This is a genomic window from Zunongwangia sp. SCSIO 43204 (genome assembly GCF_019904275.1).
Classification (GTDB): Bacteria; Bacteroidota; Bacteroidia; order Flavobacteriales; family Flavobacteriaceae; genus Zunongwangia; species Zunongwangia mangrovi.
The window spans coordinates 3,433,673-3,446,532 of record NZ_CP063204.1 but is presented as its reverse complement, the minus strand read 5'-3'; the positions used below and the strand labels follow the sequence as shown (position 1 = coordinate 3,446,532).

Genomic DNA, 12,860 nt, shown 5'->3' with positions numbered 1-12,860 from the left:
ATAATTTTTTCTTTGAAAATAGTAAGATTATACGAATGGATAAAAGTTTATAAGCGTTTTAAGCATTGATTAACGCTTTGATATTGCCAATAAAATGAGCTGTATTTAAGAAGCATAAAAATGTATTAATATCGTTAAAACCTAAAAAACATGAAGAATAGTGAATAAAAATAACGTAAGTTTGTCATAAATTCAGTTGAATAATAGATTTATTATTGATTGTTACTAACCACACACTAACTATGACTTTGCAGATAATTATAACCGCCTATATCCTGCTTTTTCTTGGGATTATTTATCTTACCTGGAGTTATTACTTTGTTTCATCGAAAGAAGATGATATTAATCAAAATATAGAGGTTGAAGAAAAATCTACAGATAGCTTTGAGGGAAAAAAAGTAGTTTTCGATGATAAATTAGATGAATTAAGAGAAGAATCCATCAAATACGATCTTTTAATTAAGCATGCGATAGTTGAAGAAAAAATGGCAAAGGATACTAATTTTCTAATCACAGGGAAAAATCCTGATTGGCTCGTAGTGGAAGAAGCTAAGGAATATGGAATTACTATTGTTAACGAAATGGATTGGCAAGGGGCAATAAGGCTTAATAAAATCAAATTCTCTTCTAAAAATAACCTTCAAGATAATATTGATGGAAGAAAAGTTAACTCCGCCGAAATTATTTAATTTTATTTTTGAATTTAAATATCCCGATTTTGAAAATTAAGTTTTTACTTATAGCTCTCTTTATTAGTTTCCAAAGTTTTTCTCAATGTTATGATCTGGGGCCGAAAAGAAAAAATAAAAATGATTCTTATTTTTTTGTTTCTGCAGGGGCAGATCCTGTTCCAACAGAAAAATGGATAAATCTTTCGGATCCAAACTTTACCACTGATAGTTTAGATCTACTTTTTAAAGCAGGTTATGGTACCAATAAGTTGTTTATCCCGATAGAGTTGTATGCTTACTATGAGAATTTTAATGATGTAGGTTACCAACAATTTGGAATAGGAGGAAATATATACACTGTTTTTCTAAATGATAAAATACAGGCACTTGCTGGTGGCGATATAGGAATGGTAAGTCGAGATTATTTAAATACTAATACAGAATCAGATCAATTTATTAATCTCGCAATGAATCTGGAAGTACGATATCTTTTTTTAAGGAACTTTAGAGCAGGATTACAGTTTAATTTTGAGAGGAGAGATGATATTGCTCCAGATATAGAAAACCGGAACTATTACGTAGCTAGTTCTTATATCTCACTATACTATACCTTTTAAACCGGCTTCTTCATTCTCACTAAAATTCCGAAGCTTATAAGCGATATACAGATCCAGAAAATATCTACAAACAAAATAGCTGTTTGATCTTGTTGATACATTACCCACATCCAGTTTCCTGAAACCATTCCGTTAATTATTGGAACTAAAATTCCGAAGCAACTTCCTAGAATTAATGAGTACTTGGTAGTAACATAGTTGTTTTTTCTAAAACTGAAGAACAGTGTAAATACTAACCAGCCTATAAAGAAAACCGCATAAAGTATAGATTGTCTATCGGCATCCATGGTTCTGGGAATATATTTAGCTACAAGCATGCTAATTGCAGTTATAGGATAAAGTGACATGCATATTGCTACATAAAAGTAACCAAGGGCTCTATTAAACTTACGTTTCTTTTCTGGGATATGTTTTTTATCTCTGGCTTCTAACCAAATCAAAACACCACTAAGAATAACAAAACAGGTAATAATCGCTAAAGCAAAATAAATGACTTTTAAAGATAAGCCGCCAAAATCTCCAAAATGAAGTCTTCTTATGGCTAATTCTACAGTTTCAGCATAGCCTGAATCTTCAGGATTTTTTTCTTCAGTAATCGTATTCGACATGACATCATATACGATTCTACCGTGACCTAGAAATGCCTCATCTGGTTTTAGTAATCCATCAATCTGAAATTTCATGTTGGTTCCACCATAATTTTTTACATAAACCTGAGCGGCTTCAAATTCTGGCCATTTTTCCTGAGTTTTTTCATATAAAGCATTTAAACTCGGAATTTCACCTGTTGCCTGTTCTTCCCACTCATAGGTTTTTTGCATTGGCCGAAGATCTTCCAAAGCTTGTTGCTGATTTCCATCGTAAGCAAAATTTATAGGAAGTAAAATAAGACTTGAAAGGCATAAAAAGCTACTGGTTAGCGCAAACATAAATTGGAATGGTAATCCTATAACTCCTAAAGCTGTATGTGCATCTGTCCAAATAGTTTTAAGTTTCGTTTTTGGCCTGAAAATGTAGAAATTTGAAACTATTTTTTTCCAATGAACTATTAGTCCGCTTACGATTGCCAGTAAAAAGAAAAAAGCAACGAAACCCGCTGTTAAGATTCCGTAGGTTGGAATTTGATGAAAGAAATGAAGTCTATAGATCAACTCACCAATACTGTAAAAAGCATAGTAAGTAGATAATTCATACGTTCGAGTGTGAAGGTTATAATAAGTGCTTAATTTATCTTCTTCACTAGCATTTGCTGATTTTGAAGCTGAAACTCCTACGAACATTTTCTGTTTAACATCTGGCGGAATCATCCTGATATCTCTTCCTGTTAAATTTAAGCCTTCATCCTTCAGGCTTTGCATAGCACGATCATAATCCACGTCTGATGCTATTTCCATATTAACATTTTCGCCTTTTTCCCAGGCAGTAATTTCATCCTTTATAAGGGCAAAAGCTCCGCAGAAAAAAATAATAAACAATGCTGCGCTTATAATAATACCACTTATGGTATGAACGTGAAAAAATACGTTGTAATTTCTTTTGCTCATATTAGACGATTGGATGATATAATTTTCCAAAATAAACAGCGCCATAAAGCAAAGCGATTATGGCCAGGTAAATACCCCAGACTTTCCAGGCATTTTTGTATAAATACGGAATGATGATTAATAGCATCCACACCAGAAAAAGACTAAATACAGAAGTGATAAAAATGATCTTATGATTTGGTAGCCAAAACGCCAACGCCATATGCAGTAATGCTGAAATTATATAGCCACCCAGAATTCCTGCACTTAGTTTCGCAAATTTTTGATGAAACGAGTTTGATAGGTATTTTTTATTGGCCGGCATAATCAAATAAAAATTTCAGAAAATAAACTCACTAAAAAAATAAAGATGAGGACACTTAATTTTGGTGTATTAAGAGGGCGTCCCAAAATCAATAAACTCAATATTAGGCTTAAAACGGTGATAAAAACAAATAGGCCGCTAACTAAACCATATTCAGCATAAAAAAGAGAATATGATAGGAGTAAAAAAATAAATGTAGCCAGTTTTGCTGGTAAATGATGTTCGCCAATCCAATTTTCTAAAAACATCTTTTCTATTTTTATTTTTTGCGATTTTGCGTAATGACACCAACAACCTAAAAGGCAAAAAAGAAGCGCAAAGCTTATCATCTTTATTTAGATTAATTCTATGTAGGCAAATATATAATGTTGAATGCAGCTATCAAAAATTATTTAGATTTAATTAAAATAAAGTTTATTCGTAATAAAATTGGTTTTATGATTACCTATTTAATAAACAACAATTTTGAGTGAAGATTTTTACATAAAGTATATCGTTCCACATAAAGGGATTATAATAAAACTCTGCAGGGCTTATACTGATACCGAATTCGATTTTGAAGATTACTTTCAGGAAGTATGTTTACAAATTTGGAAAAGCAAAGATAATTTTAAAGAGCAATCTAAATGGTCTACCTGGGTGTACAGAATAACACTTAATGTTTGCATGACCATGCTGAAAAAACAAAAGAAGCATACGGCAACTAACGAGATTGTAAAAAATGATCTAAGTACAGAAAGTGAGGCTTTTAATAATGAAGAATTACAACTGCTTTACAAAGCGATTCGACAATTGCCCGAAGTAGATAAAGCTATTATCGTTCTTTACCTGGAAGATAAATCGTATAAAGAAATAGCTGATGTAAGCGGAATGAAAGTAAGTGCTGTTGGCGCAAGAATTAATAGAATAAAAACAAAATTAAAAACAATTATTTATGGAAAATAGTATCGAAAACATCTGGAAAAACGGAAATCACGGAAATGTTAAGAATATCGAATTTTATAATAGAGAATCTAAACTTTGGTTTCAGCAAATATTAAAATATTTAAAGAAGGATAATATGAGTCTAATTCCTGTAGGCTTATTAATCCTAGGAGTGTTGCTCCTTTATCAAGAATTTTTGGCAGCTGGTTTGGCTTTTGGCTTTCTATTTTTTCTTTTTTTGCTGAATAAAAATACTATTGCGAAATTAAAGAATATTAAACCTTCAGACGATGTTCAGCATTACGTGAAAACGAACCAGGTTTTCATCAAAAATCAGAAAAGAAATTATATCATTCTTACGGGCTCGATTATCCCTTTGTTTATGCTTGTTGAATTATGGCTTGTTTTTAACGATTCTGAAGTGTATTTGAATACGATTGCCAGTATTTCTTTCATTAAAAAGATAATTTTTGCCGTATTTATGTATTTGGCGATTGGCGGAATAAGTTTAGTTTCATATTTAGTTTCTACTGAAGCCATATATGGCAAACTTTTGAAGAAATTAGATGAAATTGTAAGCGATTTTGAAACCGAAAATAAATAGAATTATCGGAATTGAAATTGGATAAAAATAAGGCCTATTTTATCCAATTTCGATTTTTTAATTTTGCTCAAATTTTAATGTTCAAAGGCTATCTTCTTATAACATTGTGTGCCCGTTCATATTCTCCTACCTTTGCTTTTCAAACGCAAAAGCCAGTTCTACATGCGCATTCAAAATGCTTACCAAAACAACCTTAAAAATGTATCCTTAAACTTACCTAAAAACCAATTAATTGTGGTAACAGGACTCTCGGGTTCCGGGAAATCGTCCTTGGCTATGGGAGTTATTGGTAACGAAGGCTATCGGTATTTTTTAGAAAGTTTACCGGCGTACAATCAGCAAAATGCCGCAGCAATTCCAACGGCTTTGGTTGATGATATTACCGAATTACCTCCGGTCATCAAAGTAGAACAATCCAAACGCTTTCAGTCCATAAACGCTACGTTTGGTACCTTATCGGAGTTGACGCCTATTTTTCGAATTCTGTTTGCGCGTTATGCTGCGGAAGAAAGCATGAGCAAATCGCTTTTTTCGTTCAATCATCCAAAAGGTGCTTGCGAAACCTGCCGCGGAATTGGTGAAGCTGAGTATATTGATATTGAAAAATTAGTAGGAAATGAGAATAAGACCTTGCGTGAGGGAGCTATTGTTACTACTTTGCCTAACGGTTACATCGTGTATTCACAGGTAACGGTAGAGGAGTTGAATAAGGTTTGTGAGGCGCACGGATTCAATGTAGATATTCCGTGGAAAGATTTATCTGAAGAACAGCAAAATGTAATTTGGAACGGGAGCGATCGCATACAAGTATACTACGGAAAACATAGTTTGGAATCGCGTTTGCGTTGGGAAGGTTTCAAAGCAAAACCTCGTGAAATAGGCTATTACAAAGGAATTTTGCCTATTATGAGCGATATTCTTCGCTTAGATAGAAATCCGAGTATTTTGCGTTTTACCAGTGCCAAAACCTGTCCTAGTTGTCATGGTGCACGAATCAAGGCAGCTCATTTAAAGTATCGTTGGAAAGGACTGAATTTTCAGGAATGGATGGAATTGCCTTTGAACGAATTGTATGAAAAATTACAATCGGAAACTTATGAAGCAGGTGAGCAGGTGTTGGTAAACAAGCTTTGTACGCAATTGCAAGATTTGATTCGCTTGGGCATGGATCATTACCGATTGAGTACGCCGAGTATGGAAATTTCAAGTGGTGACGGACAGCGTATCAAACTCATCAAACCGGTGAACAGCAGTTTGCAGGGCATTTTATACGTTTTTGATGAACCTTCTATTGGTTTGTCGCCTGCCTATCAGCAGCATTTGTATCATATTTTAAGACGATTGATCAGTCGTGGAAATACCGTTTTAGTGGTAGAACATGATCTGAATCTAATCAAAAAAGCAGATTGGATTGTTGAATTAGGACCTAAAGCTGGTGTTGAAGGTGGAGAGATTATTTTCAACGGAAAACGAACAGATTTTCTTCAGGCGAAAGGTATTGAAAGTCCAACTTTAGAGGCTTTACATACTCCCGAAACTAAAATCAATCCTAAGAGAAAAGAAGTTTCAGAAACTGAATTTCAACCGCTCGAAAAGCAGTTAGCGGTGGTGAGTAGAAAAACGGCTGCTGTTTTAACTTCAATTCAAAAATATAGTGAAGCCAAAGGCTTGCAATTGCTTACAGTGACCGATCAACCAATAGGAAAAACACCACGAAGCAATCCTGCCACTTATACCGGAATTGCAGATAAAATCAGGGATTTATTAGCCAAAACCGAAGAAGCTAAAGCATCGGATTTAAAGAAAAGTGCTTTTTCGTTCAATAGCAAAGCGGGGCGTTGTCCGCGTTGCGAAGGTGCGGGCGTTATTACACTTTCCATGAGTGTGATGGGCACTATTAATCAAACCTGTCCTGAATGTAACGGCAAGCGTTTTAAGCCGGAAGTTTTACAGGTTCATTGGAACAACAAGAATATTTCAGATATCTATAATCTGAGTATTGATGAAGCATTTGAGTTCTTTCAAACTGAAAAGAAATTAGCAGAAGTTTTAGCTTTGTTGCAGCGTTTAGGCGTTGGTTATTTAAAGTTGGGACAACCTTCGAATACGTTAAGTGGAGGCGAAGCACAACGAATTAAACTGACCAAGCATTTCTCAAAACCAACGAAGCAAACCATTCTTTTGTTAGAGGAACCAAGCATTGGATTGCATCAACAAAATGTGACGCAACTGGTAAACGCTTTGCAGCAATTAAAAACAGCCACATCTGGAATTGTATGTTTTGAAAATCATGCCTTGTTTCAAGCAAATTGTGATGTATTTGTAGATAATTCTGAAGTAATTAATACTGAAAACGAATCGATCCCTGAGTCGGTTTTTACAGATGAGATTCAAATTAAAGGCGCACGAACACATGCGTTGAAAGATTTGAATATCAGCTTTACGAAGCAACAATTATCGGTGGTAACGGGAATTTCAGGATCCGGAAAATCTTCATTGGTCATCGATACGCTTCATGGCTATGGTTTGCAGGAAATGAGCAAACAATTTTCCAGTTATCAGCAAAATAGAGTAGGTGTTGATTATCAGTTTGAAGTTGATCATATTTCAGGATTAACGCCTAGTATTTGCATCACGCGGAAAGATCATCAATTTTCGCAGCGTTCTGATGTAGCCAAACAAACCGATATTGATAAAAGTTTGCGTTTTGCCTTTTCACGAAAAGCGCAGTTCGAAGGCAAAGAATGGTCGGCTAGTCATTTCTCAAATGCACATGAATTGGGAAAATGTGGTGTTTGTGATGGGATTGGAGAAGCATTGCTTCCGGATGTTTCTAAAATCATTTTAGATCCTAATCTGAGCATTTCAAACGGACTTTTAGAACATAACAAAGCTTTGTATTATTACGGTCAGGCTGGCGGACAATACATGGCAATCTTAAGCGAAATTGGTAAGGAATACGGATTTACGTTGCAGACGCCTTTTAAAGAGTTTACGCAGCAGCAAAAGGATATTTTATTTCACGGAATACCAGAAAAGAGCTGGGAAGCCACTTGGACGTTTAAAACCAAATCGAGAGAAGGAACGCAGCAGGTGAAGATGGTTTGGAAAGGTTTGTTCACGTATTTGATGGATGAGTATTTCATGATTCGCAAAAACAAACACAAAGATCATATGCTTGCTTTGTTGAGTCCGGAAACCTGTAGTCATTGCCAGGGAAGTGGTTTACAACCCGAACGACTAAGCGTCACTTTAGACGGCTTGTCGATGCATAATGTAAAAGCAAAAAGTTTAGGAGCTTTTGAAGATTGGTTGCTCAATTCAGAACCGAAAGAAACTATAGACGCGGAATTGATTTCAAAAATGAATGAACATTTACAAGCGACTTTGCAACGCTCCAAACAATTGCATATTGACCATTTGCATTTGAATCGAAAATCGAAAACCTTGAGCGGAGGCGAGCAGCAACGGGTGTCGCTCATCAAACAATTAAACAGTCCGTTGCAAGGCGTTACCTATTTGTTAGATGAACCATCGGCGGGATTGTCGCAAAACAACATTGCCGATGTGATTGCCTTACTAAAAGCCTTGGTTACCAAAGGAAATACGGTGATTGTGATAGAGCATCATAAAGATATTATGTTGGCTGCAAATCATTTGGTGCAAATTGGGCCGAAAGCAGGAAGTTTAGGTGGCGAAGTTATGTTTGAAGGAAAACCAGAAACCTATTTGAATTCAGCAGCATGTCATCCATTTGTAAAGACAGCATCTAAAAACATCGAATTTCAACAAGCAAAGGAAACAATTCATATTAAAGGAATTTCGAAACATAGTTTACAAAAAGAACAACTTGAAATTCCGGTAGGCGGAATTACCGCAATCACCGGTAAATCGGGAATAGGAAAAACTACGTTGGTGAAAGATGTGCTGATGCCGAGTTTAGAACAGCAACAACCAATAAATTGTGAAAGTATTGATTTTCCGAAGCAATATGAAGGCGTGCATTATTTTGAACCAAAACAATTAAGAGCCTACAACAGTACTTTGCTGGTCGATTACTTAAATGTTTTGAATGTGATTACCAAAGTGTTTGCCAAGGAAACTGGTGGTAAAGCCAAAGACTTCTCCTATAAAACCAAAGCGAGTCAGTGTCCAAACTGTCAGGGAACAGGTACTGTTTCTACAAGTTTAGATATAGCTGCAAAACATATAGAAACTTGTGATGTTTGTAATGGAAAGCGTTACCGAGATCAAATTCTGGCAGAAACTATAAATGATAAAAATATCGCTGATATTTTAGCGATGAATATTTCAGAATTGCAGGAATGGTTAAGTAATTTTTCAGGAACAACAAAAGCCGTTCAGCAATTAGAAGATCTTATGAAGATTGGTTTATCGCACTTGCGAATAGATCAATATGTGAAATCACTTTCTTCCGGAGAAAAACAACGATTATTACTAAACAATTGGTTGCAGGCAAAGACTAAAAACCAACTATTGATCTTAGATGAACCTAGTATTGGTTTGCATTATGCCGATATTGATTTATTGTTTGAAGTTTTACAACAACTAAGCGCAGACAATGATCTTATAGTGATCGATCACAATCCGTATCTGCTGGCTAAAATAGGAGTAGGAATGGAGTTGAAATAATTCAACATTATTTTATCCAATTTGGACAATCTGAAGGCTTAATTTATATAAAATAAACCTTCAGATTGTTGATTTTCAGCTGTTGTTTTTACGAAACCAAAGCAGGTGCCTTTAGTTCTTTATTAGGGATTTTAATTTTAAAGATCGTTCCTTTGTTCACTTCGCTACTAACCTCTATCGTTCCATTCATGGTTTCGATCTGATTTTTGGTGATAAAAAGACCAATTCCGCGTGCATCTTTATGTTTATGAAAGGTTTTATACATTTTAAATAACTTATCACCGTAAGTCTGCATATCGATTCCTAACCCATTATCTTCAAAAGTAACACAGGTGTAATTTTCTTCAATTTCAGCAGTAATTTTAATAAAGCTTTCTCTGTCTGGGGAACTGTATTTTATTCCGTTAGTGATAAAATTAAGGAAAATACTCTCCAGATAAGAACGTACACCTAACATGTAGGTTTCTGGTGCAACGTCTATTAATATTTCAACTTTATTCTCTTTCGCTAAAGGGAAAACACTTTCTACATTTTTTTTGATCAAAGGAAAAATATCGATTCTTTGAAAATCTTTAGCATCAGATAAATTCACTTCAACGATCTCATTTAGATCCTGAATAGTGGTCTCGAGATTGGATGAAGATTGAATTAAATGTTTAAAAGCCTCTTGTTCATTTAAAACTTTATTTTCCTCCTGAATTAATTGAATTAGCATACCAATAGCTCCAGAATGCGATCTTAGATTATGAGAAACGATATGAGCAAAATTCTTTAATCGCTCATTTTGGTCGTTTTTAATGTGCAATAAACTTTGAATTCTTTCAAGGCGTTCAGCTTTTACAGCTTCATCTTTTTTACGTTCAGAAATATCTTCTATAAAACTCCAGATTTTCTTATTGCCATCGGTGTCTTCAACCAAGATACCTCGCAATAAAACTGGATATCTTTCGCCGTTCTTTTTAATGTACTCTTTTTCGTAAGGACCATATGCACCAGTAGAATTCATCGATTCTATTTGTTGCGCTTCCTGAGGTTCATATTCTTTTGGCGTAACGTCCCAGTAATTCAGTTTTAAAAATTCTTCTCTGGTATAGCCGGTAGGTTCTATTAGTTTCTCATTAACCTCTAAAAATCCACCTGTTGCGAAATCATTTAAGGAAATTCCAATAGGAGAAAGCTCATACAATAATTGCAAAAGCTTTTGACGATAAAGAATCTCAGATTCTTTGTTCTTCTGCTCTGTAATATCTAAGAATATTCCGTAGATATGAGTTGGATCATCACTTTCACTATTAAAATTAAATTGCGCTTTTAAGTTTAACCAGATGTATTTTCCATTTTTATGCTGAATTCTGTATTGATGACTAAACTGATCTTTAGAATTATAATTTTTGCTGAATTTCTCCTTAAGTTCTAAAAAATCTTGTGGATGAATAAGTTTTTGCCAATCTTCTAGGCTTATACCTGCCTCATTTGAATATCCGGTGATTTTCCACCAGGCATCATTAAAAACGATAGAACGATCGTTAATATCAAATTCAAATGTACCAATGTTGGTACTATTTGTAATGTACTGAAATCTTTTGTTTAATATTGAAAGCTCTTTATTTGTTTTGGTAAGAATTTCAGACTGTTTTTTTAACTCCAGTAGATTCATTATCTGCTTTGCTAATAAAGCCAATTTCTTCTCCTGTTCCTCACTTAATTCTTTCGGTTCACCATCTATTGCGCAAATGGTGCCCAGTGCTAGTCCTTCTTTATTTATTAATGGATATCCTGAATAAAAAATCACAGGATTTTCACCGGTTACGAATGGATTATCATGAAAACGCTCATCTTTTCTGGCATCGGGAACAACGGTAGCTTTTTTTGTATTATTGATCGTATGAGAGCAAAAAGCAAATTCTCTGGGGAATTCTCTTACCTCTAGTTCGATCCCAAATGATGATTGTATATATTGCTTTTCTCGACCAATAAGTGTTATTAACGCACTATCGGTATTACAAATTTCTGCAGCCATTGAACTTAAGAAGTTGAGATCTTCGTTTTCGATAGAATAGCTACTGTACTTTATTGCCTCTTCAGATCGCTCTGAATCGTTGTAGGGAATAGGCGGATTTACCATGATAAACTTTCTTGTAATCTTACTTAGGACGGTAAAGATAAAACTTTAATCGATGATTTTTACGGAAAACCTAAGTATATTGCTTTCAAACCGTGCAATCATTCATATTAGGCGTACTTAATTAAATATTTGATATGCTTACAGTTCGTAATCTAATTTTGACTAGTTATGAAATTAGATAATTTGATCTTAAATTTTACATCTCGTATTATTTTTTATTCTGAATTGAATTTGGAATAATTATAATTTTTCCAGCGTTCCGTCAGCCATGGCTCTGTAATAGTTCCCGTTTGTGATAAGCAAAGCTTCAGAATCATAATCTGGCCAGTTTTTGTGATAATCGCTAGAATGCTGTACATCGATCCCATACACTTTACCTTTGAAAAACTTCTTGACGCTAAAATGTAATGTGTGTCCCACAACTATAGCATTTGCCTTGAATTTCTTCAAAGGTTTTTCAACTTCTTCCTGACTTAGATCTTCTTTAAAATAACCACGATACCAGCAAATACCGGTTTTGGATGAAATTAAAAGCTCTTTTTTATCCTTAGTAATTTTTGGATAAGGCGCTTCATAATAGGTTTTCCGCATAAAAGCATTAATCTGCGGAATGCTCATATTCAAATCGGTGATTTCAGGATGTAGACCACCGTGTACGAAAAGCGTTCCGTTGATGGATTCAATTACATTTTTACTGGATAACCATCTCCCTAAGATTGCATTTTTACTGTAAAGCTCAGACTGTGTTTTACCAAGCATTGAGGCAACAAACGTATATTTTAAAGAAGCCGCCTGATGGTCACCGTACATATTTTTCAATTCGTGGTTGCCCAATATAAAGTGTACGGTTCCGCCTTGCTTTTTGGCTTCCTGTTCTACTTTGAAAATCAACCAGAGCACTTGCGTTGTTGAAAATCCGCGATCTACAAAATCTCCCAAGAGGACAAGATGATTTTTACCGAAAGTCCAATTCAGGTTTTTATCGATCACTTTATTCTTGATGAGAAAATCTCGAAAAGTTTTAAATCCGCTTTCAATATCAGAAATCGCTAAAATATTCTTGTTGTCCCAATAAATACTTCGCGGAGTCTCAAAGGCTGTTGGGATGGTAAAATTGAATTTCATTTGATCTAGAGGAAAATAAACTTCCGCAGGAATAGGTTGGTTTACAGAAAAGTCCTTTTCATCTATCGCAAAACCATCGTCTTTGTTTCCTCTAATGTACTTTACCGTAACCAAACTATCATTCTTATAAAATGCATACGGACCTTCACCATCAAAATTGAGACTTGTGGAATCGTGACCGTAACTTACCTGAGCGCCTTCAGAAATCCCGACTGGTATTAAAATTAAGAGTAGCACTAAAATGGTAAGGCCTAAATGCTTAAAGTAGCGTAAAATTTTTGTTTTCATTGTGT

9 protein-coding genes are annotated in these 12,860 nt (G+C 34.8%); 5 read left to right on the top strand and 4 right to left on the bottom strand.

The genetic code is table 11. The features are described from left to right. Window positions 1-242: 242 nt before the first annotated feature. Together INR75_RS15330 and INR75_RS15325 are read left to right on the top strand one after the other, a co-directional pair. Window positions 243-689, top strand: coding sequence for a BRCT domain-containing protein (locus INR75_RS15330; RefSeq protein WP_223089466.1), 447 nt, complete (start codon window positions 243-245; stop codon window positions 687-689). 29 nt (window positions 690-718) lie between these two features. Continuing rightward, complete coding sequence (locus INR75_RS15325) at window positions 719-1,288, top strand: hypothetical protein (RefSeq protein WP_223089465.1); 570 nt, start codon at window positions 719-721, stop codon at window positions 1,286-1,288. Here the strand turns inward: INR75_RS15325 and INR75_RS15320 are convergent. Further along, a complete protein-coding gene (locus INR75_RS15320; protein ID WP_223089464.1) occupies window positions 1,285-2,832 on the bottom strand; it encodes a PepSY domain-containing protein in 1,548 nt (515 codons plus the stop codon). The two genes, INR75_RS15325 and INR75_RS15320, sit on opposite strands and share 4 nt — an antisense overlap. A gap of 1 nt (window position 2,833) precedes the next feature. Further along, window positions 2,834-3,136 carry a hypothetical protein gene (locus INR75_RS15315; protein ID WP_223089463.1) on the bottom strand — a complete coding sequence of 101 codons (303 nt, stop codon included), beginning with the start codon at window positions 3,134-3,136 and terminating at the stop codon, window positions 2,834-2,836. Window positions 3,137-3,601: 465 nt separating this feature from the next. Here INR75_RS15315 and INR75_RS15310 point away from each other — a divergent pair, with 465 nt between their 5' ends. From INR75_RS15310 to INR75_RS15300, 3 genes are all read left to right on the top strand, one after another. Beyond that, entirely contained in the window at window positions 3,602-4,081 is a 480-nt protein-coding gene (locus INR75_RS15310; RefSeq protein ID WP_223089462.1) for an RNA polymerase sigma factor, read from the top strand. Further along, a complete protein-coding gene (locus INR75_RS15305; protein WP_223089461.1) occupies window positions 4,071-4,664 on the top strand; it encodes a hypothetical protein in 594 nt (197 codons plus the stop codon). Before INR75_RS15310 ends, INR75_RS15305 begins: the two co-directional genes overlap by 11 nt. Window positions 4,665-4,826: 162 nt before the next feature. Next, the gene (locus INR75_RS15300; protein WP_223089460.1) at window positions 4,827-9,317 is read left to right on the top strand and encodes an ATP-binding cassette domain-containing protein; all 4,491 of its coding nucleotides are present in this window, start codon (window positions 4,827-4,829) and stop codon (window positions 9,315-9,317) included. Between the two features lie 88 nt (window positions 9,318-9,405). Here the strand turns inward: INR75_RS15300 and INR75_RS15295 are convergent, their stop codons facing one another. Together INR75_RS15295 and INR75_RS15290 are read right to left on the bottom strand one after the other, a co-directional pair. After that, on the bottom strand, window positions 9,406-11,442 hold the full coding sequence (locus tag INR75_RS15295) for a PAS domain S-box protein (RefSeq protein WP_223089459.1): 2,037 nt from the start codon (window positions 11,440-11,442) through the stop codon (window positions 9,406-9,408). A gap of 240 nt (window positions 11,443-11,682) precedes the next feature. After that, window positions 11,683-12,855 (bottom strand): metallophosphoesterase, encoded by a 1,173-nt coding sequence (locus INR75_RS15290; RefSeq protein WP_223089458.1) that lies wholly within the window; start codon window positions 12,853-12,855, stop codon window positions 11,683-11,685. Window positions 12,856-12,860 lie beyond the last annotated feature (5 nt).